We start from the raw sequence: 22,185 nt of genomic DNA, 5'->3' as shown, positions 1-22,185 counted from the left end.
ACCTCGGTACAACAAGCAGCACGCTACAGGACCCGCGCAGACGATCGGATGGACGTCAAGCCGAACGGAACGGCGTGACCGCAATTGTGCAGCTTTACGCCTTCCAGGATGCCAGCCATGATCGCCTTCATTGTGGTTTTCGAGGCGTCGTGGCACGCGACGAAAGGCAGGACACGCGGAGCGTGTCAGGCCCTCATGCGAGGTACGACGCGCCCTGAGTTTGCGTCTACTCAGCGGGGCCAAGGATTACGTCGATAGCGGCCTGACCGCCGGTCTCCGCAACAAAGTAGGCCCAGCGACGGGAAAACGGGCCGCCCCGGATCTTGATGCGCTCGCCGAGCGCTGCTACGCCGGGAGGCTTGACGGGGTCCCTCAATACGAAACCAGACGCTATTGGCGAACGACCGGCAGACTGGCCGGCACAATGACGGCCATGCACTTTGCGTTGCGCCCACCGGCGATGACCAGCGAAACGCACGACTCGGGCGACACCGATTCGTTCGTTGACGAGGATGACATCGTTTCCTGTGCGAATACATGGGCCATCGAGTGGTGTGACGAAACTGGACTGAAGCGAGCGCGGCCGTTCCGCGCACATGGCGATGGAAACCGACGTGCCTCGTGAGCTTAAAACTGAGCAGGAGCTGCTTGAGATCGTGTCAAAAGCACTCGATGCCAATGCAGACACGACAGGGTGGAGTCCCACGGGAATCCAGGAGCACGCTGAAGACTCGGAGGGATGCAACTGGAACATCAACTATCTGCATGGTGACAGCCAAGATGCGGATGTGAAGGAAATCGTCATGTCGGCGGCTGAGGAGATCATCAGTGGGCTGCGCAAACAATACAACTTGCAGTAGCTTCACAGCGTGCCCCTCCGAGCCTCGGCAACCTCCGAAGCGTCGAAATCGGTGAAGGAGATAGTCATGTCAGACGAACTCAGCCCCAAAGCAGCCCCGAATGCCTTCGAAGACACCTAAGGTCTGACTTAAGCGCTGGAAAAGCCCTCGGCTCTCGCGGACACAACACGGGAGCCGGGAACCACACAGGAGCCCGCCCCATTAGACAAGTCATCGGCCGTCTCGGCCCGCTGTTACAATTCTGTGCCGAACGTAGTTGCGTTTCCAGAGTCAAATTTACAGGATTGCGAATTAGTTGCGCGACGACCAGCGGTCTTTGCAGTACACAGGAGTTCGTATCGAAGCAACAGAAAACCGAGAACAACCGCGAAGAGGCCAGGCATCGAATCAGCGGCGCGCACAGCAAGTTGAGCATGGCAAGCGCAAGCAAGCCGAAGCTCAAAATGACGGCGCCGAACCTAAATTTTAAACGCCCAATGCGCCTCAAACCACGGGACAGCGCGTCTGATAAGCGTCAGTCGCGAGACTGCTGAAGAGCAGTCAGCAGAAGCCGGCCAAGCGCCGGCTTTTTTTGTCTGGCATACGAGAAAAATGGTCGGCATCGAAGCGGAACGGGCAGACTCCAGTCGACCGTCGAGCTAGGGAAACGCTGATTTGTTCCTGATCCTGGAATTGAGTGCAAGGCGCATGCCTGCCTCCGCTCCGTTGTGGCGAGCGCGTTCAACAATCCGATCTCTTGTATTTTTTTTGCCCGCGCGCATCTATAAATTATATAGGCCGGCCACACCCCTTTCCAACGTGAGGTTCGAGTGACTGCCCTTGGTGGCCTTTCGGAGAAGTTGCCGAGGGCCGCACTCGCCTGCCAGGTGATAGATGAAAGGAGATCCAGCCATGAAGGGTTCATTCACGAGGTTTTCTTCCGACGTATTTCCGGACTTCGAGCGGCTCCTCCAGGAGCAGATGGACGCTGTCGTTCGAAACGTTGGCGTTGCGTCCGGCATCCGTGCCGGCGCTCGGGGTACATTTCCCCCAATCAACATCGGGAGTACGGTGGACGCCATCGAAGTGGTCGCATTTGTAGCAGGCGTCGATCCGCAGGCGCTGCAGGTGTCCATCGACAAGGGCCTGCTTATCCTGAGCGGCGAAAGGCCGACCGCCCTTGCGGACGCCAGCGAGCGCAAAATTGTCTATGCGGACGAACGGTTTTCCGGCAAGTTTCGCCGCGTCGTCAGCCTGCCTGACGATGCCGACCCGGCTCGCGTCGAGGCAAAATATGCGGACGGTTGTCTGCGCGTCACCGTGATGAAGCGTGAGTCATCCAAGCCTCGCCTGATTCAAGTCCAGTAAAAGGAGACTGCCATGAGCGAAGAAACCCAAGTCGCCACGCGTGACCCGCAAAACGTGTCGGCCAGGAGCACGGCCGCGGCGTTGATCCCGCCCGTAGACATCGTCGAAGACGAGACGGGAATTACCATCACCGCCGATCTGCCGGGCGCCTCGAAGGACCGCCTCGAAATCAAGATGGAAGGTGAACACCTGCTGATTGAAGCAGAGGCTGCCGTCGCGGTGCCGGAAGGTCTGCAACTGCTTCACGCCGAAATTGGTGAGCCGCGCTACCGCCGAGCGTTTAGATTGAGTCGCGAACTGGATGGCTCGAAGATCGAAGCAAGCTTGAAAGACGGCGTTCTGACGTTATGCATTCCACGCACCGAACAGCCGCAGCCGCGACGCATCGAGGTGCAGGTAGCGCCATAGCGACGAGAAGTACCGGGGGCGCCTTCCCAGCGCCCCGAAAAACGCGGAGACAGGCCCCGTTTTTAACGGCAATTTGACGCATTGTTCTGGATCGGCCCCGTCATGCGCGGGGTCTTTCCATTTCTGAGCGCGCCATCAATGCTTGTGGTGCAGCCAACCCATGTGATGCGCATCAAGCCACTGAACCATCCCCTCTCCAGGGTGATCGCGCATGTAACGTCGCGCCAGCATGAACCCGACGACCAACAGGACCGCCAGGCCGACCACAAAGCTAATCATTGACTGAGTCATAGCAGCCTCCTTGCTAGGTCGCGACCATGCTTACAGTGTAGGTGACGCATTGACTCAAATTATTTGTTACCGAGCCAAGGTCGTTGCCTCATGTAATTTGCTACCCGTCGTCGATGGCGGTCAGGAACCGCGCAAATCCGGCGAGAATTGATTCAGGCTGTTGGGGAGCCTACCGGCGTTCGAACCGAGACGGGAAGCGCCAGATTCTGGACGAGTTTCTCAAATTGACGGGCTATCACCGCAAGCACGCGATCCGTGTGTTGTGCCGTGAATCTCAGCTACCGAAGGCAAAAGCCTGGTCCACACCGGCGCTACAACGATGAGGTTCGTGCTGCGCTAATGCTAATTACCCTATGGGAGGCTGCTGACCGGATCTGCGGCAAGCGGTTAAAGGCGGTGATTCCGCCGCGATCTCGACGATCAGGAGCGCCGGTGGCTGGCGACCACGGGCAAAGGCGAAGGAGCGGCTGCTTCCGGCAACGGCGAAACTCATGGCGGATCGTACGCACCGAGCGATGATGCGCAGCCGCGGGCATTTGATCATCAAACGGGTATTCGAAAATGCAGCCGAGCATTTGCAACTGACGGGGAAGCCAACTTTGCGCGCAGCACACGTGATGGATCAACAGGTTGACCTACGACACGTGCGCGACAATCTGGGTCATGAATCTATCACCGCTCCCAGCCAATACCTGCACGCGGACGATGATGAAAGACACCGCGCGACCGGGTCTGGAGTGAGGCTGGACTGGTCGCGCGCCCCGGCACAATCCCAGGACCATGCATGCAATCAACGCGGTGCTATCTGGAACACGGAAGGCGTGAGCGTGCCGACGGTGGCAAAAGGTAGCTTACCCTTAGCAGACGGTTTTCCGGACCAAACCGAGAACTCAGCAGCTGCTTCCACCGTCCACCGCGCGACACCATGACCGCTACCAACTCGGACGATCTCGCTGACGTCTGTCGAGACTATGCTGTGCGGCCATACGAGCGCCCAGACCGCGCCCGCAACGTGTCGATTTCGTCGAGCAGATCCAGAGCGAGCGCAATCCCGGGAGCATTGATCTCCAGGTCGCGCGCTAGCCGGTGAGCGGTACGCACGCGGCGTAGCGCCGCGCCACTAAACCGCCATTCCTCTGGTCGGGGGCCTTGGGGTTCGAATGCACCTTCAGAAATCCACATGGTCAACTGCTCTTCCGACGCACCGCTCGCTCGACACAATTCAACGAACGTGAACTCGACGTCTTCCTCGACAATCTGGCCTTCCAAATAGGTCGTCACCGATTCTTTCATGATCCATTACCCGTAAAAATTCGCACGCGGGTCGAAGTTGAACGCTTGTCGCATCGTGTCGTATGCCGCCTTAGCGTTCTCGGTGTTGGCCGGTGGCAGCGCGATGTTCAATACCACGTACAGGTCGCCCGGCGGGTTCGCCGGAATCCCCTTGCCCTTGAGTCGCAGCCGCCGGCCGCCGGCCGAGCCCTGTGGCACGGTCATTTCGACGGAGCCGTCAGGCGTCGGGACCGTGACATTTGCGCCGAGCGCCGCTTCCCAGGGCGCCACCGGAACGTCGAGCGAGACATCGCGCCCATCGACGCGAAAACGCGGATGCTCCCGAAAGGCAATTTCCAGATATAGATCACCGGCGGATCCACCTCCCAATCCTGCACCACCCTGCCCGGCAAGCCGCAGGTGCTGCCCAGCACGCACGCCCTTCGGAATAGAGACGTTCAGCGTCCGAGATTGCAGGATGACATGGCCCTGCGCATCGATGACCGGCATTTGCAGAGAAATTGAGCGTTGCGCCCCACGATAGGCATCGGCAAGATCGACTACCACTTTGGCGTGGTGATCCTGCCCAGAAGCTGAGAAGTGCGCCCCACGATAGGCACCCTCCAGATCCCTGGCCACTTTCGCGTCGTGAGCCGATCGTGTGGTATGCATTTTTCTTTGCCGAGAATGCACACCGGTGTCTGCTCCGCCAAACATCGCTTCGAAGAAGTCACTGAAGTCGGGATTCGCGCTCCCCTCGTTGCGCGCGCCGCGGAATTCGAAGCCTTCATCCCAGTGCGGCGGCGGCCTAAAATCCTGGCCGTTCTGCCATTGGCCGCCTATTCGGTCGTAGGCTGCGCGTTTCTCAGTGTCTTTGAGCACCTGATAGGCCTCACCCACTTCCTTGAAGCGGTCCTCCCCGTCGGATTGCTTAGTGAGGTCTGGGTGATATTTGCGCGCCAGCTTACGATAGGCGCGCTTGACGTCGTCCTGCGTCGCGGTTCGCTGCAGTCCCAGGATCTCGTAATAGTCCTTGTATTTCATTTCGCAGGCCGACTAAAAGTTGGGGGACCGACGTCGATGGACGCGCGGGGTCGCCGACCGGGTGCCTCAGTGTCCTTTTACTATAACAATTCGCTGCACATCGTTCTAGCGACCGAAAAGGTTCGCCAAACCGCCGCTGCCGCATTTCACGAGTGCATTGCTCGATGCGTCGTCACCACCTTGAAAAAGACCCCGTACCGGGCGCAAACGACCCGTCTAAACGTGACGGCAGCTCAAACGGCGGTTGAGGATCGGACTACGGCACTCGAAGCGCGGTTATTTCATTCGACAACTGAGCTTCGCGCGGCACGGCGGACCGCCGTCAATGGGCTCGCGGCCCGTGACCGACCGCGCTTAACTGGCGCGGGAAGCCCGAAACATAGTCTTCTCCGGGAAGCTCGGCGCCGTAGTACCGAATCAATGCGATCTGGCGCAGTTTCACCGACTTGCGGATCGGTTCGGTGCCTTCAGCGCGGTGCTACCGCAAGGACATGCTGGGTCGAGTAAAGCAACAGTCCTTGCTCGAGGGCGTAGCGCGTCAGCTCGGCGTTGCCCTTCAGGAGCAGCTTATGGCATATGCGTGGCCGGTAAGTCGTCACCGTGTTTACGCCGACCGAAAAATGATCCACGTATAGGGGCCGCGCCGCCCGTGCGCCGCCACAGGAAGGTGGCCAGATGCTCGACCGGCAAATGCGCGCGCCGGTGGGCAGCGGCATGCCCGATGTTCAGCATGCTGGACGGCGTCAAGCAGGAAGTCCGGTTTACCGACAAACATCTTGGCCGACCGACGCAATCATTGTCGCCCCCCAAGCAGACACCCGCAGTCGGCTGAAACAAGACGATCACACCCCGTAGCGAGGGCAGATGCGACCTTATCGTTGAGGGACAGCGCGTCTGATAAGCGTCAGTCGCGAGACTGCTGAAGAGCAGTTAGGAGAAGCCGGCTAAGCGCCGGCTTTTTTTGTCTGGCGTACGAGAAGAATAGCCGGAACTGAAGCCGCCCAGGCAGACTCCATTCGAACGCCGAGCTAGGTGTTGGCATATCCACGCCGAGGTGCCGCAACGGATCCGTTCGCTGCCCAACGGTCAAAGCTGCCGTTCGCCCGAGCTGCTCATCCGTTGTCAACGGAACAACCCCTGCCGGCCATTGCCTTGGTGACGGACTGACGACTGCTTCGGCCGATGAAGCGAGCTACAACCCCGCGAATTGAATGGCCGCTTCCCGGGCGCAACCGACGCCTGAATGTCCGAACTACGGTGCGGGCGAATGTCGCTTCATGGCCGCCTTTCGTCGCCCAACACGAACGGAAAGTATTCAGAAATTGTTTTGCGAGCGTGCTGGAATTGCCTGCATTGCGCGACGCCCAGCGTCCGCAAACATCTCGCGCAGCCGTTGTCGCTCGTTGTCGGTGAGATGTGAAGCCGCAGCCGGCATCGCGAGCACCAATTGCAGCGTCAGGTCACCGCGCGAGCCGGTGCGGTCCGTGAGTCCATGTCCGGGTAGACGGATCGTGCTGCCCTGCTGCGCGTTCGGCGGAATCGCCATCTGGTACGCACGGCACAGGATCTGCGCTTCGAAGTTACCGCCGAGCGTGGCTGTCACGAAATCAACCTGAATCTCGCTTGCGAGATTCAGGCCGTCGCGACGAAAGGCCGCGCTGCATACAATCGCGACCGAGAAGATCGCGTCGCCCGGCGGACCACCATTCGACCCGGGATGGCCACCACCTTCGACGACAAGACGCTGGCCATCCCACACACCCGCTGGAACCTTCACTGTCTCGGACTTCCGACAGGTTCTGATACCCGTACCGAGACACGTTTGACACTGCTCACTCGCTGGCGGGCGACCGGTTCCCCCACAGGCGATGCAGTCCATGCCCGAGACCGACAGACCGCTGCCGTAGCAGCTCGCGCACTGGGAAACCCTTTCTTGACATTGGTGACATGGTCCCTTCACCGGATAGCTCGCTTCGACCTCGCCGCCGTGGATCGCGGCTTCGAGCGGCACGAAAAGTTCGATCAGGCAGTTCGCGCCGCGCATCGGAGGCGGGCTACGGTGTTCGCGCGAGTGTGCTGGCTTGCCGCGCCGCTCAGTCGATGCCGCCGCCGGGCTGGACACGGGCAGCTCACGCTCGCCGGTCAGAATCTCAAACGCTTCCTGAATGCGCTTGAACACCGGCTCGACTGCCGATTCGCGCCCCTTGTTGCGATCCGGGTGGTACTTTGCTCTTAGCCGTCGGTACGCGCGCTTGACGTCTGCCGGCGACGCAGTGCCCGGCAGACTTAGCCGCTTGTAGTATTCGTCGAGGCTCACGCGTTTTCCCCCGTTTTTTTACGTAAGCGCAAGTCTATCAAGACACAGCGAAAGGACTGTCAGGTGTCGATGAAGGGAGGTCGCTGGCGCCCGTCCGCTGCTGACGCCCGATAAGCCTGGGAGCGCGCGACAAATTTCGAATGCAGTCCGGCAATCACGCCAGCGAAGCTACGGACAAGTGGCTCTGAACGACCCGGAGCGGTCTTCCGGTTTTCTCCGAAGCGGACAGCGCGAGGGCGCCGCACGCTCACATCGGGATAACCTCCATGACCCACACCGGCGATGCGGTTTCAATTACGCGCTCAAGCCCCAAGCCTGAGGTTTGGAGCAGTTCGCCGAATTCGGCTTCTGTACGCTCCCGCGCGGTACCGAACATGGCCATCATCTGTGTGTCGACCAGATAACTCGACGGCCGTCCGAGCGCCGGGTCGGGCTCGAGGATCTGCTCAACGATCAGCAAGCGTGCGCTAGGGGTCATTGCGGCACGGCAGTTGCGCAGGATTCGAATGCAATCGTCGTCGGACCAGTCGTGCAGAACGCGGACCAGGAGGTAGATGTCCGCGCCTTCAGGGACGAGATCAAGGAAGCTCCCGCCTTGGACATCGATTCTTCCGCTCGATCGCGCTTCTGGCGCTATCGCCGCTACGACGTCATCGCGGTCAAAAACCAATCCGCGCGGCGCCGGGAACCGGGCGAGTATGCGACGCAGCGCCTCTCCGTTGCCACCACCGATGTCGATGATTAGCTTCGCCCCGGAAAAGTCATAGCTGGCGGCAAGCGCCTGGTGCCGATGGTCGGGGAAGTTCGCCATGAAGGCATCAAAATTCCGAGCCTCGTCGGTGTGTTCACGAAGGTACTGGAAGCGGCTCATGTTCCAGGCGGCCTGATGCGGAGTGTCGCCAGCAAGCGCAGCATCCAGAACGCCCCAAGCCTTCCACGAGCCGGGCGCAGTCCAGAACCTGGCTCCATGGTGAAGACTGTTCGGTTGATCGGTCCTCAGGAGCACGGAGCGCGGAGAGTGGGAAACGCTTCCGTCCGCGCCGATGCGAAAGACGCCGAAAGCAGCCAGCGCGCGTAGCACTCGAAGCAGTGGTGAAGCAAGCACTGCACAGGCTGTGGCCAGGTCGCCTACATTGCGGCTGCCGTCTTTTGGAATCTTGTCCGCGAGACCGAGATCAGCCACCAACCGGAGCATCCGCGAGACCTGGAATCCTCGGATGAGAAGATCCAGCGCTTCCCGATCGCCATCAGTTCCATCGTCGGTCATGGCAAACCTCCGCGGTTGATTGCTTGCACTCAAAATCAGAGTTCCGGCCCCTCGGATTCGTGTTGACTGACCGGACCCTGATGCATGACACATGCACTGGATTACTGCGAACACCAAGACGTACCTTGTCCCAACTTCGCAAGCTGCCAGGTATCAACCGTTAGCGAAGTTCCGCTTCTGCCCCGACTGCGCCTTTCGACGATCGCACAACCACAACGTTTCCAATTGTCTTGAACGCCCACTCCGAAGCTGCATTTTTCGCATGCAGCAAAAAAGCTTTTGCTTCGGCAACGCGGCAGGTTGGATGCGTCATCGCGTCTGCCGAGACCTCCTTGCCCCATGATACCGGCGGACATGGCACAAATTCTGAATCTGATCGCCGCTGGTCTAGCACCGCAGTCGTGATCTGATAGCTAAGCCGCGATCAAAAGTGAAGTGCAACACCTTGTCGCGAGTAGATTCACTTTTTCAGACGAAGAAGTGAGCTATACCGTTACGACGACAACGAAACGTGGCATCCGCAGAATATCATCGACTAACGCAGAAACCTCGAGATTGTCGCGAATCTGAGTCGAGGTATCGAAAGGCCGCTTCTGGCCGATTTCTGCCCCATGGCGCGCACGAAGCGACGACCGGCAAAGCCGTTAGATACGCACGCACCTCCCCACGAACCATCGACGTCCCGACCCAAAAAGGAAACGCGGGCATGCAACCGCGCCGTCCCTGAGATACGCTTCCACGCCTTCCGCTTCGCATGCTGCACGCGCGACACCGCAAGCGCCAATTCGAAGGCCGCATGATGTTGGTTAGATGCCCGCTTTCGCCAGTATCACGATCGATACGCCCAGCGCCTTGCGCTGCGCATCCTCGTTGCGATACGAATGCGGCACGTGCCCGGGAAATGCCAGCACGTCACCGGCAATGAGTCCGTGCCGCTCGCCCGCAACAAACACGGCGACCCGCCCTTCGAGACACGTGAAGTACTCGCGTGTGCCCGGCAAATGGGGGGTGCCGCGCAAATAGGCGCCGGGCGCGAATGCCATCGTATCGAGAATGCTGTCGCGCACCGGCTCTGGAACCAGCGGCCGGATCGTCAAGCCGCTGCCGCGATTCTGCGCGGAAATGTCCTCCGCTGACCACTTGCGTACCTTCGCGCGCGGCGACGCAAGCAGTTCGTCAAGCGGCGCACCGAGCGCACCGGCCACCTTCATCAGCACCTTCAGCGACGGATTGCCTTCACCCGATTCCAGATTGGCGAGCGTCGAGCGCGGCACGCCCGACGCCTTCGCCAGCCCTTCCTGTGTCAACGCGCGGGCGTGCCGCAGCGCCACCAGGTTGCGGGCCATGTGCTGGGCCGCGTGAGCGATTTCATCGGCAGTTTCACGAGCGGTCTCGTCCATCATATCGACTTTCTGACAAGAAATTGGACATCGCACTGGGACAGGCGACGGGTCATTTTTATTATCAGGCCATCGGGAAGGCGCCGCTGACGCGCGTCCCGCCCGCGATTGGAGAACCTGCATGACCGATTCGGACAGAAACCTTGACGGCATTCGCGTTGCCCTCACGGGCGGCACGTCGGGACTCGGCCTCGTGTTAATGGACGAGTTGCTCGCCCGCGGCGCGACGGTGGCCTTTGTTGCCCGTCGCGCGCAACGGGTCGCCTCCGTGGCTGCCACACGCACGAAAGTCGCCGGCATCGTCGGCGACATAGCGATGAAAGGCGACATCTATCCGCTCGCGTTGCAGATCAATGGCGTGCTGGGCGGCGTCGATGTGCTGGTGAACAATGCGTCGTCGCTCGGGCCCGTGCCGCTCGCGCTTTTCGCGGACACCAACTGCGAAGACTTCGAAGCCGCACTGGCGACAAATGTGCTCGGCCCGTTCCGGCTGACCAAGGCATTGCTGGGTTCGCTCGCGGCGGCCGCGCGAGAGCACGGTGGCGCCGTCGTGCTGAACGTATCGAGCGATGCTGCCGTCGAGCCGTACCCAACATGGGGCGCCTACGGCGCAAGCAAGGCGGCGCTGCGCCAGATGTCCCGCATCTGGAGCGTCGAGCTTGCCCCGCAGCGGATTCGGATGCTGTCCCTCGACCCGGGTGACATGGATACGCCATTGCATGCGCTCGCCGCGCCCGGTGACGACCCCGCGACATTGAAGCACCCCGCCGACGCGGCACACGAGTTCGCCGACGCGATTGCGTCGGCATTGCATGAGTTGCGCAATTCCGCCACGCATGGGAGATCGTGACGATGCGCGCGGCCACGCTGCCGATTCAACGCCCTGACGATGCGCGACTGCTTGTCGTCGATCGTTCCGGACACATCGAACATCGCGCGCGACGCGCACTCGCCACATTTCTTCGTGCGGACGATTGCGTGATCGCGAACGATGCCGCGACGCTGCCTGCAAGTCTGCACGGCACTCACGACCGGACGGGCGAAACGATCGAAGTGCGGCTGGCAGGACGGCCTTCGCTCGCCCCGGACGAGGTCGCGCGCTTCAGCGCGATCATGTTCGGCGCCGGTGACTTCCATACGCCGACCGAAGCGCGCGCCGCCCCGCCCACTCTATTGCCCGGCGACCGGCTGACGCTCGGCCCGCTGACGGCAACCGTCGTCCGGATTCTCGCTCATCCGCGCTTCGTCGAACTGCGCTTCGACGGCAGCGCCCTGCACATCTGGCACGCGTTCGCGCTGCATGGCAGGCCGGTCCAGTATGCGCATCTGGACAGCGCGCTCGCGTTGTGGGACGTATGGACGCCGATCGCCACGCAGCCCGTGGCGTTTGAGCCGCCGTCGGCCGGCTTCGTGCTTGACTGGCGCACCGTCGCAAGCCTGCGCGCGCGCCGCATTCCGTTCGCGACATTGACGCATGCAGCCGGCCTTTCATCGACAGGCGATGCTGGGCTCGATCGCCGCTTACCGTTCGACGAACCCTATCGGATTCCGGCCGCGACTGCCGCGTTGATCGATGCGACACGCGCACGGCAGGGACGCGTCGTGGCGATCGGCACAACGGTCGTGCGCGCGCTCGAGCATGCGGCCAGCGTGGATGGCATCGTCCATGCCGGCGACGGGATAGCTACGCAACGGATCGGACCGGACACGCGCTTGCGTATAGTCGACGTTATTGTGTCCGGCGCGCATGAACCCGGTTCGAGTCACTACGAGCTGCTACGCGCGTTCGCAGACTGCGCGACGCTTGCCCGCGTGACAACCGCGCTCGAAGCCCGCCATTATCGGACGCATGAATTCGGTGATTCGGTGTGGATCGAACGGCGCAAGGACGACATGCAGCATACGAAAGTGAGCCCGGCCGGATACGGTTTTCGACAGATTTTCCGTCTCAGCGGTCTTCAGCCGTCCGTCGAGACAGTAGTAGCCTCCCACGCACCGATTTCAACGTTCAATGTCGACAATTTGTCTCGCACGAGCCCGAGCGCGTCGCTACCGAGCAAAAGATGCGCGGGCGGGTGATCCGTAGCAATGGCGGCCAGCATTGCGCGTGCTGCTTTCCTGGGATCTCCCAATTGCTTGCCGCTTTTTTCCTCACGGGCTTTGCGGATGGGGTCGAAGATATGGTCGTAATCCGGAATCGAGCGGGGCGTCCGCGTCATCGAGCGGCCCGCCCAATCAGTGCGAAACGAGCCCGGCGCCACGGCTGTCACGGCAATACCGAAAGGCTTGACCTCTTTGCCAAGCGCCTCGGAGATGCCCTCCAGTGCAAATTTGCTCCCGCAGTAATAAGCGATTCCCGGCATGGTGATGTAGCCGCCCATCGACGTGATATTCAGAATGTGGCCGCGGCGGCGCTTACGCATGAAAGGCAGGACGGCCTTCATCATGGCGACCGCGCCAAATACATTCACATCGAACTGTCGGCGCATTTCCGACAACGGCGATTCTTCCATGATGCCCTCGTGGCCGTAGCCGGCATTGTTGACCAGCACATCGATGGGCCCCACGTTAGCCTCGATTTCTGCCACGACGCCGTCGACCTCGTCGAAGTCGGTCACGTCGAGCGCACGTCCCAAAGCAGCATTCGTGGACAGAGACTCGAAATCGCGCTTTGCCTGCGCACTTCTCACTGTACCTACGACTTTGTGACCCACCGCTAGCGCTTCTTGTGCGAGCGCACGACCAAAGCCGCTGCTGACGCCAGTGATGAGCAGAGTTTTGCTGGATGCCACTGAAGCTTCTCCCGGATGTTGATTGGAGAGTGCATACTAGTCCGAGGAACGAGGCAAAGTAAGCCAAGTTACGCTGATTTTCTTGCATAAAACTATGAGCACTAAGCGCGCCTTGACCCAGTATCCGGATCTGTCTTCCCGAAGCCAGAAACGCATGGTTGCCCTGCTGCGCGAGTTGGCGCCCGACGAGGGCTACAACCTGACGGCACTGCCGAGCGTCCGCATCCTACGTTCGAATCGGGCGCTGTCGCGCACGCCCGTTCTGTACGACCCCGGCATCGTGATCGTCTGTCAGGGCCGCAAGCGGGGTTACTTCGGCGACCAGCTCTATCTGTACGATGAGCGTCACTACTTGGCCGTGTCCGTGCCTATACCGTTCAGCATGGAGACCGACGCGGCCCAGGAGCGCCCGCTGCTCGCGCTGTATCTGCACCTCGATTTCACATTGGCAGCCGAACTGGCGGAGCAGATCGACCGCGAAGGCGTAACGGAGCGCGTGCAACCGCCTCAGAGCATGATGTCGACGCCGATGGATGACGCGATGCAGGGGTCCGTGTTGCGCTTCCTCGAGGCGATGCATCGGCCACTCGAAGCTGCCGTGTTGGGCGCCGGACTGCTGCGTGAACTGTATTTCCGGGTGCTCACCGGAGCCCAGGGGAGCTCGATGCGCGAGGCTTTGGCGATGCGGGGACAGTTCGGCCGGATAGGTCGATCACTCCGCCTGATCCATGCAAGCTATGCGCAGCCTCTCGACGTAACGCAACTGGCCGACGAAGCGGGTATGAGCATTCCGAGTTTCCACAGCCACTTCAAGGCAATCACGCAGGTGTCGCCGATGCAGTACGTGAAGTCGACGCGTCTGCATCAGGCTCGCCTGTTGATGGTGCGCAAGGACCTGACCGCGGAGGCGGCAGGACACGCTGTGGGTTACACGAGCCCGTCTCAGTTCAGCAGGGAATTCAAGCGTCTGTTTGGCCTGACGCCGGCCGCGGAGACGAAGCGTATGCGAGAGAGCTTCGCGATCCCGGCAGCATTCGCTGATACAGCGTACGTCTCGTCGCACTGAGTTTGGCGCGGTTCGATTTGATCGTAGCGATGACTGCATCGCAAAGGTGCGACCGCATGAGTGACAAACGAGCGCTGGAGTTGATCCGTTATTGGACATCCACGAACGTCCGCTAGACGGTGAGAAGCAGGCGCCCACATTGTCGTCATGGAGGACTCTTCCTGGCCGAGAACATGACAGGCTACCCTTTACCCTGGCGGGCACCTTTCGAGACCGACCGCTGACGAACCGGGCTGCAATACCAGTCAGACCGTTGGCGGTTGCGACTTCGCCCTTGCCAAAGCGAGTCAACCTACAGCGTGGCGGTCACGCCCCCATCCACATACAGAATGTGGCCGTTCACAAAGTTCGAAGCGTTGCTCGCCAGGAACACTGCGGCGCCGACGAGATCCTCCACGTCGCCCCAACGCCGCGATGGCGTGCGTCCGATCAGCCAGTTGCTGAAGGTCTCATCCTTGACGAGCGCCTCGGTCAGCTCGGTTTTGAAATAGCCCGGTCCGAGGCCATTGACCTGGATTCCGTATTGCCCCCAGTCGATCGCCATCCCCTTCGTCAGCATCTTCACCGCGCCTTTGCTTGCGGTATATGCGGCAATGTTGGGACGACCCAGTTCGCTTTGCACGGAACAGATGTTGACGATCTTCCCACGCTTGCGAGCGATCATGTGCCGCGCGACCGCCTGGCCGACAAGAAACACACTGTCGACGTTGGTCTTCATCAACTCTTCCCATTGACCGTGGGAAAACTGTTCGAGCGGCGCACGACGCTGCATGCCGGCGTTGTTGACGAGAATGTCGATTGCACCGATTTCGCGCTCGATCTGCGCGATTGCAGTTTCGACCTCATTGGCCGACGTCACATCGAAACTTGCGGCGTGGACGGTCGCCCCCTCATCGCGCAAGCGGCTAACAGCCTCTGCCAGCCGGGCCTCGCTACGACCGTTCAGAATGACTTCAGCGCCGGCACCGGCCAATCCTTTTGCGAGCGCGTAGCCGATACCGGTACTCGACCCGGTGACCAGAGCACGACGCCCCGACAGATCGAACATCTTCAGATTACTGTTCAACTCAACTCCTCTTCGACGCTAATTCGTCCGACTTCGATCCTACACCGTCAGGCGCGCTGAGCCCTTGCATGATCTCTCTCACACCGCACTCGCCGTCCTGCGAAGCAGAAATCAGATATCGGTGCGCAGACAGCCGCGCACCGGTACAGCACACGCTATCCGCTTCAGGACACCGGCGTGAACTTGAGCTGGTCGATCGGCGTGACCTTGTCGGTACGGGTCAGGCCATACGGCGTTTTTGGTCCGAGCCACTTGTTGAAAATATTGCTCATCTCGCCGCCCTGCTCCATCGCCGCCAAGGCCTTGTTGACCGCGCTTAGCATGGCCGGTTCGTTCTGGCGCAAGCCCACTGCGATCGGCTCGATCAACATCGGCTCCGAAGCAATCGCCACTGCGCCGTCCGTGCCGTCGACCTGTTTCGCGATCTTCGTCGCGGTCATCTGATTGGTGACGAAGCCTTTGACCTTGTTCTGCTCCAGTGCGAGAAACGCTGAACTGGTATCGTGAAAGGTCACCGCCTGGCCATCTTTGATCGAAATCGGGATCGACTGCGCGGACGTCGAGCCGTCAGCGGCACTGATCTTCTGCCCCGCGAAATCAGTCAGCTTCTTGTTCGCGTCAGCCTTCTTCACGACAAGCACTTCCTTGGTCGAGTAGTACGAATCGCTAAAGGCAATCTGCGTGGCGCGCGTTTTTGTGTAGGCAAGGTTTGCAACCACGATGTCGACACGCCCCAACTTCAGTTGAGGAATGCGCGCTTCGACGGCCAACGGTTCGAGCTTCGCCTTCACGCCGAGCTGTTTCGCCACGGCGTTGCACAGGTCCACATCCATGCCCTCGAGCTGACGCGTCTGCGCATTGGGATACGAGAACGGCTCGACATTCGAATACACGCCGCAGGTCAACTCGCCGCGGCTCTTGATATCGGCCAACTGATCAGCGTGAGCCGGGGCAATCGATGCAATAGCACCGCCAACGACCAACATCCCCGCGAAAATCTTCTTTACCTGCATGGTGATGCTCCTGAAGTTTATGTGTAAAGCAATCGACTGCTGATCAAAGGTGTTCAATCTGAATCGCCGGGGCGTTACCGGTTGCCTCAATGCGTGCGAAGATCGGACAGGAATCTTTGGGCGCGTGCATGTTTCGGGCGCAAAAAGAATTCCTCCGGTTCGGCCGTCTCGAGAATCTTCCCTGCATCCATAAACCAGACGCGGTCAGCGACTTCGCGTGCGAACCCCATCTCATGCGTAACGCACATCATCGTCATACCTTCCTGCGCGAGACTCTTCATCACGTTCAGCACTTCGCCGACCATCTCCGGGTCGAGCGCGCTGGTGGGTTCATCGAACAGCATCGCCGGCGGATCCATCGCCAGTGCTCTCGCAATCGCAACGCGCTGCTGCTGACCACCGGACAATTGCGGAGGATAAGCACTGGCTTTGTTCGATAGACCGACGCGCGACAGCAGATCTGCCGCTTTCTGTTCAGCATCCGCGCGTTTGAGGCCGTTCACGCGCATCGGCGATAGCGTGATGTTGTCCAGCACCGACAGGTGCGGAAACAGATTGAATTGCTGAAACACAAAGCCGACACGGCTGCGGTATGCATTCAGACCCAGCTTCTTGTCGTGAATGTTTTGACCGTCGAAGAAGATCTGTCCACGATTGATCTCCTCCAGCCGATTAACGGTCCGAATCAAAGTCGACTTACCCGATCCGGATGGCCCACAGACAACCACGACTTCGCCTTTGCGAACCTCAGCATTCACGTCCACAAGAGCGTGATATTCGCCGTACCATTTGTTGACGCTGGAAAACTTGATCATGCGAATTACCTCGAAGTGAGTGAGCGCCTAGTTCTCAATGGGCAGCGCGTCGGCCAGCGCGACGGCGCCTGCCTTCTGTGTCTTCGCCATTACGCCGGCCCGCTTGCGCGTCACGCGCCGCTCCAGATACTGCGCGAGCTGTGTCAGCGCGTAACACAGGGCGAAGTAGCTCAACGCCAGAATCAGGTACACGGGAAACGGCTTGGTCATCAACCGGTTGTTGATCTGATCCGCCGCGAAGGAAATCTCCTGAACGTTGATGATGTATCCGAGCGAGGTCTCCTTGACCGTCGAAACGAACTGCGTGACCATGCTCGGCACAACGTTATAGAGCGCCTGCGGCAGGATGACCGCTCGCATGGTCTTCATGTAGCTCATGCCGAGCGCCCTTGAGGCTTCGGTCTGCCCTTTCGGTAGTCCCTCGATGCCCGCGCGGATGATTTCCCCGAGATAGGCGGAGTCGTAGATGACCAGTGCGCACAGCATCGTGACAAACCCGGTGACCGGATAACCGGTCAGGACGGGCACGAGAAAGTACACCCAGAAGATCACCATCAGGAGCGGGATGCCGCGCACCATGTAGACGAGACCCGTGGCCGGCGCCCGCAGAAGCGGGAACGGGCTGATGCGAGCCAGCGCGACCAGGATACCCAAGGGAAATGCGATGACGAGCGCTGAAATCGACAGCAGTATCGTCAGAACGATGCCGCCGAGCGGTCCGTGCGGATACTGCCCGATGAGCAGCAGCGTCCAGTTGTCGCGCAGGATGTCGAACATGTCACTTCACTCCCGGAATGCGGTAGTGCATCGCGATCCTGGCGCCGCCCAGCATGATGACGAGGGAGAGGCCGAGATACACCACCGTGGCGACAAAATACGACTCGAAAGACAGGAAGGTTTCGTTCTCGATTTGCCGCGTGACATAGGTCAGCTCTGCCGCCCCGATCGCCATCGCGAGACTCGTATTCTTGAACAGCAATACCGCGTGATTGACCATGGGCGGAATCGCGTTGCGCAGCGCTTGCGGAAGGACGACATAACGCATGCCATTCAGGAAGTTCAAACCCAGCGCGCGCGAAGCTTCATACTGGCCATACGGAATTGCACGCAGTCCGCTTCGAATATCCTCGGAGAGATAGGCCGCGCTGCACAATCCGATCGCGATGACCGCAAAAACGAACTGGCCGTTGTAGTGGTTAAGCAGCGCCTGCAATTGTTCCGGCAAGATGTTCGAGATGCCGAAGTACCAAAACAGAATCTGGACCAGCATCGGCACGTTGCGGTGGTAGGCAACGAACGCCGCGACAAAGCCCGTCGCGAATCGATTGTTGGTCATGCGGATCAGCGTGAGGAGAATGCCCACAGCCAGCGAGAGTCCCCACGCCAGTGCCGCCATCGCGAGCGTGAGCTCGATCCCATGGAGAAACAGCGCCCCATAGTCGCCTTGCAGCACCGTCGCCACGTCAAAATGAAGTTTCATGTTGCACGTCCCAATGATTCGGATCGAAGCGATGATCCCGGTCTTACTCGACCTGCGGCTACACCGTTATCCACTCGGAAGGCGTCATTGACTTCCGTGTTGAATTGATACTAGCTCGCAAAAAAAGGCCGTTGCAGATGCCTTTCTTCTGGTGCAATAAGTTTCGGGAATGATGAATCAGGGCGGCTTCCGGCAGCGGAACAGGCGTGGTCCGGCATGGTGTTTGTCTCCAGTATGCGGCGCCTCTGCGGGCGCCTCATCGGTTTGCGCGCTCCTCTATCGGAGCGCAAATTTTTGCGAATCGATGCCGGCGCGGCAGGTTGCGCCGGTCTTCGCTCAGGCCGCTGCTGTCGGGTGCGTCAGCACCTGCGGATTCACGGGTGTCGGCGGCTGCCCGGCCAACGGGCCATGGCCGAGCGCGGCAATCAAATTGTCTGCACAAAGTGCAGCCATCGCACGTCGTGTGCTGACAGACGCGCTGCCGATGTGCGGCGTCAGGACCACGTTCTTCTGGGCAAGAAGCGCCGGACAGATAACCGGCTCACCTTCGAAGACGTCCAGACCGGCCGCCGCAATGCTGCCTTCGTTCAGCGCCACCGCCAAAGCGGCATCGTCCACTACGCCGCCGCGCGCGATGTTGGTCAGCGTGGCCGACGATTTCATCTGCTTGAGTTCCGCCGTGCCGATTGCATGGTGCGAGCTGGCCGAATACGGCACCACGATGATCAGATGATCGGACTCGCGCAACAGCGTCTCCTTGTCGACATAGCGCGCCCGGCAGCTTGCCTCGACATCAGGTGCCAGTTGCGAGCGATTGTGATAGATCACGCGCATACCGAAGCCGAGTGCGCCGCGCCTCGCGATGGCCTGACCGATACGTCCCATGCCGAGAATGCCAAGCGTCGAACCATGCACGTCACCGCCGACGAACATGTCATAGCGCCCCGTCTTGGTCCATTCACCGCCGCGCAGAAAGTGTTCCGACTCCGTGATACGCCGGGCAGTGGCCATCATCAGCGCGAAACCGAAGTCCGCAGTGGTATCCGTGAGAACGTCCGGCGTATTCGTCACCAGCACGCCACGCGCGGTACAGGCTTCCACGTCGACGTTGTTGTAGCCGACGCCGATATTGCACACCGCCTTCAGCTGCGGGCAAGCGTCGAGCAAGGTCGCATCGATCCGGTCGCTGCCCGCCGTCATGGCCCCCACCTTCCCTTGCAGCCGGGCAATCAGCTCCGGTTGTGTCCAGATCGTGTCTTCTGGATTGTCGGTCACATCGAAGTTCGCGCGCAGGCGATCGACGATGTCCGGAAATGACGCACGGGTAACCAGTACCGATGCACGCATGAAAAACCTCCTTGTTGGGTTCGGGTGATGTTCTCGCGCGGGGGATATGACATCGAAGGCGATCGGCAGCACCGGATTGCCGGACAGATCACCGCTCGCGCGGGCCCGCGTGCGGGCCGCTCAAGCAGGCAGCCGGTCTGCCGGTGCGGCAAGATTCGAAGACAAACTTGCGATTACTCGTCGTGATCGGCCGGCTCGCGTTTAATCGTTGTCAGTCCGCCCGGCACTTGCAAAGTCGGGAGGATTTCCATATTGCTGATGTTGACCGCCAGCGGTGCGGCGATCGCAAAAGCGATGGCATCGGCGATATCTGACGGCTGCGGCAACTCGAAGCCGTCGATAAATTTCTTGCGGGCCTCTTCGATATCGCCGTGCACATGGCCAAAGATATCGGTGGCGACACGGCCCGGACAGATTTCCGTCACGCGTACGCGCTTACCGGTCGCATCGACGCGCAACTGGCGCGACAACGCGTGAATACCGGCCTTCGTCGCGTGATAGATGGAGTTGCCGTTGAAGTTGTAAATCGCCGCGATCGAGCTGATGTTGACGATGTGACCGCGATCCCGAGCGACCATGCCCGGCATGGTGAGCCGCACGAGATGAAGAACGGCTTGCAGGTTCACTTCCACCTGCACATCGATGTCCTCGACACCGGCATCCAGAATCGAGCCTTTGCGCGATACGCCGGCATTGTTCACGACGATATCGAACGGCACTTCCTGCGTCAGCTTCGTCACCGCCGCCAGATCGCACACGTCGATCGCGTGCGGGATGCAGCCGGTTCGCTCCGCCAGCTCATTCAGACGATCGGCGTTGCGCGCGAGCGCATGCACTTCGAGTCCTTCACGGCAGAAGCGCTCGACGATCGCAGCACCCATCCCTGTCGAAGCGCCCGTCACCAGCGCGGTCTTATAGTCTGAAAACGGCATGAATGACCTCTATCTGTAGTTCTGAAATGTCGCCCTTGGAGGCGAGTGAAAAGCCTGCTTTCAATGTATACGCCGTGCAGACGCGCGGCAAAGACGGATTGATTTTGTAGCGATAAGGCTGGCTTATGCCTGGCCTGTGCGCCGCCTAGCGTAAAAGCTTCGATACCGGCACGACTCGGCCGCCCGCCGATTCGATCACGCCACGCACCGTACGGGCGAGTTCGACAGCGCCGGGCGTATCGCCGTGCAGCAGGATCGACTGAACCGCGAGCCTGAGCTTGTTGCCCGCGATCGTCGTGATCGTGCCTTCTTCGAGCAGCTCCTTGACACGCGCAAGGACGGCCGCGCGGTCCTTGATGACGGCGCCATCCAGCTTGCGCGACACGAGCGCGCCCTGATCGTCGTAGGCGCGGTCGGCGAGAAACGTGTTTGCCGTGCGGATCCCGACGTGGTCGGCGGCTCGTTCAATTTCGGTGTTCGTCGAGACGCTGATGATCAGATCGCGATCGAATTCGGCCACCGCCCGCACCAGCGGCTCCGCCAGCTCATACGACGCAGCTGCCATGTTGCCGAGCGCACCGTGGAAGCTCATGTGCGTGACGCGATGTCCCGCCGCCTTCGCGATGCCGGCGAGCGCGCCCATCTGATACACCACGTAATTCGCCAATTCCAGCGGATCGGCCTGAATCTGCCGCCGACCGAAACCCATCAAGTCGGGAAAACCGACGTGCGCGCCGACGTCGATCTTGCGCGCCAACGCCATCCGCACCGTCTTGTCCATAATGACGGGGTCGCCCGCGTGATAGCCGCACGCCACATTGGCGGACGACACGATCTCGAGCATCGCTTCGTCCTCGCCCATACGGTACGGCCCAAAACCTTCGCCTAGGTCCGCGTTCAGGTCGATTTCCACAATCCACACTCCGTTCTTTGATCTGCTGTGCCAGACGATCCGTAGCGGACCACCCAGCTCAGCGTCTGTCTATCGATGCGTGTCTACGCCGATGGCGAAAGCTCGAACAAAGGCGTTCCGTAACCGACTGTCGTTCCGTGCGTGACAAGCCACTGCGTGACTACGCCATCCACTGGCGCGACCACCGGCACACACAGCTGCGCGATCTGTAGCAAGCCGACTACGTCACCCAGTTTGACGTGAGCGCCCGCACCGGTCAGCGGCGTTGAACGTGCCGGATGCGTTGCCAGAAAGATGCCTGTTGACTTCGCAGTCACGCTGACGGCCTGCTTGCGCAACGACGTTTCCCGAACGCTCACTCGTCCAGCAGCGACAGGCAGAGCCGGTTGCGCCGATGCGCTCCTGCTAACGGCATAAGACTCCTGCTCCATCGTCAGCCGAACCGTCGCCCCGGGTTTTCTGATTTCGATGAACTCGATATCGGCCGCTGCCAGCCACGACGTGATTTGCCGAAGCTCGCCGATATCCACTTCGATTTTTTGTGTCATGTTTCAT

The 22,185-nt window shown here is 60.3% G+C and carries 22 protein-coding genes and 2 pseudogenes; 7 read left to right on the top strand and 17 right to left on the bottom strand.

Annotated features, from left to right (window positions below; all coding sequences use genetic code 11):
* Window positions 1-602: 602 nt before the first annotated feature.
* The 3 genes from WN982_RS21445 to WN982_RS21435 all read left to right on the top strand — a co-directional run bounded on the left by WN982_RS21445 (window position 603) and on the right by WN982_RS21435 (window position 2,615).
* Window positions 603-860 (top strand): hypothetical protein, encoded by a 258-nt coding sequence (locus tag WN982_RS21445; RefSeq protein WP_341317708.1) that lies wholly within the window; start codon window positions 603-605, stop codon window positions 858-860.
* An 891-nt stretch (window positions 861-1,751) separates the two neighbouring features.
* Window positions 1,752-2,207 carry an Hsp20/alpha crystallin family protein gene (locus WN982_RS21440; RefSeq protein ID WP_341317707.1) on the top strand — a complete coding sequence of 152 codons (456 nt, stop codon included), beginning with the start codon at window positions 1,752-1,754 and terminating at the stop codon, window positions 2,205-2,207.
* A 12-nt stretch (window positions 2,208-2,219) separates the two neighbouring features.
* Window positions 2,220-2,615, top strand: a complete 396-nt coding sequence (locus tag WN982_RS21435; protein WP_341317706.1) for an Hsp20/alpha crystallin family protein — start codon at window positions 2,220-2,222, stop codon at window positions 2,613-2,615.
* Window positions 2,616-2,750: 135 nt separating this feature from the next.
* Here the strand turns inward: WN982_RS21435 and WN982_RS21430 are convergent, their stop codons facing one another.
* Window positions 2,751-2,906, bottom strand: a complete 156-nt coding sequence (locus WN982_RS21430) for a hypothetical protein (protein WP_188131184.1) — start codon at window positions 2,904-2,906, stop codon at window positions 2,751-2,753.
* A gap of 491 nt (window positions 2,907-3,397) precedes the next feature.
* Between WN982_RS21430 and WN982_RS21425 the strand changes: the two genes are divergently transcribed.
* A complete protein-coding gene (locus WN982_RS21425) occupies window positions 3,398-3,835 on the top strand; it encodes a hypothetical protein (protein WP_341317705.1) in 438 nt (145 codons plus the stop codon).
* Between the two features lie 40 nt (window positions 3,836-3,875).
* Here the strand turns inward: WN982_RS21425 and WN982_RS21420 are convergent, their stop codons facing one another.
* The 6 genes and pseudogenes from WN982_RS21420 to WN982_RS21395 form a co-directional block, all read right to left on the bottom strand.
* Window positions 3,876-4,199: a chaperone modulator CbpM gene (locus tag WN982_RS21420; protein ID WP_341317704.1), complete on the bottom strand. Its 324-nt coding sequence runs from the start codon at window positions 4,197-4,199 to the stop codon at window positions 3,876-3,878.
* A gap of 6 nt (window positions 4,200-4,205) precedes the next feature.
* Window positions 4,206-5,222 (bottom strand): DnaJ C-terminal domain-containing protein, encoded by a 1,017-nt coding sequence (locus tag WN982_RS21415; protein WP_341317703.1) that lies wholly within the window; start codon window positions 5,220-5,222, stop codon window positions 4,206-4,208.
* Between the two features lie 567 nt (window positions 5,223-5,789).
* A pseudogene (locus tag WN982_RS21410) lies at window positions 5,790-6,105 on the bottom strand (hypothetical protein); the annotation flags it as partial.
* Window positions 6,106-6,537: 432 nt separating this feature from the next.
* On the bottom strand, window positions 6,538-7,539 hold the full coding sequence (locus WN982_RS21405; RefSeq protein WP_341317702.1) for a DnaJ C-terminal domain-containing protein: 1,002 nt from the start codon (window positions 7,537-7,539) through the stop codon (window positions 6,538-6,540).
* A gap of 247 nt (window positions 7,540-7,786) precedes the next feature.
* Window positions 7,787-8,806 (bottom strand): methyltransferase, encoded by a 1,020-nt coding sequence (locus WN982_RS21400; RefSeq protein WP_341317701.1) that lies wholly within the window; start codon window positions 8,804-8,806, stop codon window positions 7,787-7,789.
* Between the two features lie 806 nt (window positions 8,807-9,612).
* Window positions 9,613-10,209: a helix-turn-helix domain-containing protein gene (locus WN982_RS21395; protein WP_341317700.1), complete on the bottom strand. Its 597-nt coding sequence runs from the start codon at window positions 10,207-10,209 to the stop codon at window positions 9,613-9,615.
* A 118-nt stretch (window positions 10,210-10,327) separates the two neighbouring features.
* On the opposite strand from WN982_RS21395, the gene WN982_RS21390 reads away from it, so the two are divergent.
* Window positions 10,328-11,056, top strand: coding sequence for an SDR family oxidoreductase (locus tag WN982_RS21390; protein ID WP_341317699.1), 729 nt, complete (start codon window positions 10,328-10,330; stop codon window positions 11,054-11,056).
* 2 nt (window positions 11,057-11,058) lie between these two features.
* Window positions 11,059-12,021, top strand: a pseudogene (locus WN982_RS21385) (S-adenosylmethionine:tRNA ribosyltransferase-isomerase); the annotation flags it as partial.
* Window positions 12,022-12,164: 143 nt separating this feature from the next.
* Here the strand turns inward: WN982_RS21385 and WN982_RS21380 are convergent.
* Window positions 12,165-12,998, bottom strand: a complete 834-nt coding sequence (locus tag WN982_RS21380; protein ID WP_341317698.1) for an oxidoreductase — start codon at window positions 12,996-12,998, stop codon at window positions 12,165-12,167.
* Window positions 12,999-13,092: 94 nt separating this feature from the next.
* Here WN982_RS21380 and WN982_RS21375 point away from each other — a divergent pair, with 94 nt between their 5' ends.
* Window positions 13,093-14,064, top strand: coding sequence for an AraC family transcriptional regulator (locus WN982_RS21375; RefSeq protein WP_341317697.1), 972 nt, complete (start codon window positions 13,093-13,095; stop codon window positions 14,062-14,064).
* 292 nt (window positions 14,065-14,356) lie between these two features.
* Here the strand turns inward: WN982_RS21375 and WN982_RS21370 are convergent, their stop codons facing one another.
* The 9 genes from WN982_RS21370 to WN982_RS21330 form a co-directional block, all read right to left on the bottom strand.
* Window positions 14,357-15,112, bottom strand: coding sequence for a glucose 1-dehydrogenase (locus WN982_RS21370; RefSeq protein ID WP_341319587.1), 756 nt, complete (start codon window positions 15,110-15,112; stop codon window positions 14,357-14,359).
* Window positions 15,113-15,294: 182 nt separating this feature from the next.
* Complete coding sequence (locus tag WN982_RS21365; RefSeq protein WP_341317696.1) at window positions 15,295-16,143, bottom strand: transporter substrate-binding domain-containing protein; 849 nt, start codon at window positions 16,141-16,143, stop codon at window positions 15,295-15,297.
* A gap of 86 nt (window positions 16,144-16,229) precedes the next feature.
* The gene (locus WN982_RS21360; RefSeq protein WP_341317695.1) at window positions 16,230-16,958 is read right to left on the bottom strand and encodes an amino acid ABC transporter ATP-binding protein; all 729 of its coding nucleotides are present in this window, start codon (window positions 16,956-16,958) and stop codon (window positions 16,230-16,232) included.
* A 27-nt stretch (window positions 16,959-16,985) separates the two neighbouring features.
* Window positions 16,986-17,735 carry an amino acid ABC transporter permease gene (locus WN982_RS21355; RefSeq protein ID WP_341317694.1) on the bottom strand — a complete coding sequence of 250 codons (750 nt, stop codon included), beginning with the start codon at window positions 17,733-17,735 and terminating at the stop codon, window positions 16,986-16,988.
* A 1-nt stretch (window position 17,736) separates the two neighbouring features.
* Window positions 17,737-18,438, bottom strand: coding sequence for an amino acid ABC transporter permease (locus tag WN982_RS21350; RefSeq protein WP_341317693.1), 702 nt, complete (start codon window positions 18,436-18,438; stop codon window positions 17,737-17,739).
* Between the two features lie 336 nt (window positions 18,439-18,774).
* Window positions 18,775-19,785, bottom strand: coding sequence for a D-glycerate dehydrogenase (locus tag WN982_RS21345; RefSeq protein ID WP_341317692.1), 1,011 nt, complete (start codon window positions 19,783-19,785; stop codon window positions 18,775-18,777).
* Between the two features lie 173 nt (window positions 19,786-19,958).
* Window positions 19,959-20,717: an SDR family oxidoreductase gene (locus tag WN982_RS21340; protein WP_341317691.1), complete on the bottom strand. Its 759-nt coding sequence runs from the start codon at window positions 20,715-20,717 to the stop codon at window positions 19,959-19,961.
* 145 nt (window positions 20,718-20,862) lie between these two features.
* Window positions 20,863-21,630 (bottom strand): 5-oxoprolinase subunit PxpA, encoded by a 768-nt coding sequence (locus WN982_RS21335; protein ID WP_341317690.1) that lies wholly within the window; start codon window positions 21,628-21,630, stop codon window positions 20,863-20,865.
* An 83-nt stretch (window positions 21,631-21,713) separates the two neighbouring features.
* Entirely contained in the window at window positions 21,714-22,178 is a 465-nt protein-coding gene (locus WN982_RS21330) for a biotin/lipoyl-containing protein (RefSeq protein ID WP_341317689.1), read from the bottom strand.
* Between the last annotated feature and the right edge of the window lie 7 nt (window positions 22,179-22,185).

Source organism: Paraburkholderia sp. IMGN_8, assembly GCF_038050405.1.
Classification (GTDB): Bacteria; Pseudomonadota; Gammaproteobacteria; order Burkholderiales; family Burkholderiaceae; genus Paraburkholderia.
The sequence above is the reverse complement of the archived record's forward strand: the minus strand, read 5'-3'. Positions and strand labels throughout refer to the sequence as shown.

What these genes read in the sequence shown, in the direction of transcription:
- WN982_RS21340 (WP_341317691.1), bottom strand. Translation starts at nt 20,717, where the DNA reads ATGCCGTTTTCAGACTATAAGACCGCGCTGGTGACGGGCGCTTCGACA.
- WN982_RS21390 (WP_341317699.1), top strand. Translation starts at nt 10,328, where the DNA reads ATGACCGATTCGGACAGAAACCTTGACGGCATTCGCGTTGCCCTCACG.
- WN982_RS21350 (WP_341317693.1), bottom strand. Translation starts at nt 18,438, where the DNA reads ATGAAACTTCATTTTGACGTGGCGACGGTGCTGCAAGGCGACTATGGG.
- WN982_RS21355 (WP_341317694.1), bottom strand. Translation starts at nt 17,735, where the DNA reads ATGTTCGACATCCTGCGCGACAACTGGACGCTGCTGCTCATCGGGCAG.
- WN982_RS21365 (WP_341317696.1), bottom strand. Translation starts at nt 16,143, where the DNA reads ATGCAGGTAAAGAAGATTTTCGCGGGGATGTTGGTCGTTGGCGGTGCT.
- WN982_RS21435 (WP_341317706.1), top strand. Translation starts at nt 2,220, where the DNA reads ATGAGCGAAGAAACCCAAGTCGCCACGCGTGACCCGCAAAACGTGTCG.
- WN982_RS21445 (WP_341317708.1), top strand. Translation starts at nt 603, where the DNA reads ATGGAAACCGACGTGCCTCGTGAGCTTAAAACTGAGCAGGAGCTGCTT.
- WN982_RS21395 (WP_341317700.1), bottom strand. Translation starts at nt 10,209, where the DNA reads ATGATGGACGAGACCGCTCGTGAAACTGCCGATGAAATCGCTCACGCG.
- WN982_RS21430 (WP_188131184.1), bottom strand. Translation starts at nt 2,906, where the DNA reads ATGACTCAGTCAATGATTAGCTTTGTGGTCGGCCTGGCGGTCCTGTTG.
- WN982_RS21415 (WP_341317703.1), bottom strand. Translation starts at nt 5,222, where the DNA reads ATGAAATACAAGGACTATTACGAGATCCTGGGACTGCAGCGAACCGCG.
- WN982_RS21375 (WP_341317697.1), top strand. Translation starts at nt 13,093, where the DNA reads ATGAGCACTAAGCGCGCCTTGACCCAGTATCCGGATCTGTCTTCCCGA.
- WN982_RS21440 (WP_341317707.1), top strand. Translation starts at nt 1,752, where the DNA reads ATGAAGGGTTCATTCACGAGGTTTTCTTCCGACGTATTTCCGGACTTC.
- WN982_RS21370 (WP_341319587.1), bottom strand. Translation starts at nt 15,112, where the DNA reads ATGTTCGATCTGTCGGGGCGTCGTGCTCTGGTCACCGGGTCGAGTACC.
- WN982_RS21425 (WP_341317705.1), top strand. Translation starts at nt 3,398, where the DNA reads ATGGCGGATCGTACGCACCGAGCGATGATGCGCAGCCGCGGGCATTTG.
- WN982_RS21345 (WP_341317692.1), bottom strand. Translation starts at nt 19,785, where the DNA reads ATGCGTGCATCGGTACTGGTTACCCGTGCGTCATTTCCGGACATCGTC.
- WN982_RS21400 (WP_341317701.1), bottom strand. Translation starts at nt 8,806, where the DNA reads ATGACCGACGATGGAACTGATGGCGATCGGGAAGCGCTGGATCTTCTC.
- WN982_RS21330 (WP_341317689.1), bottom strand. Translation starts at nt 22,178, where the DNA reads ATGACACAAAAAATCGAAGTGGATATCGGCGAGCTTCGGCAAATCACG.
- WN982_RS21420 (WP_341317704.1), bottom strand. Translation starts at nt 4,199, where the DNA reads ATGAAAGAATCGGTGACGACCTATTTGGAAGGCCAGATTGTCGAGGAA.
- WN982_RS21360 (WP_341317695.1), bottom strand. Translation starts at nt 16,958, where the DNA reads ATGATCAAGTTTTCCAGCGTCAACAAATGGTACGGCGAATATCACGCT.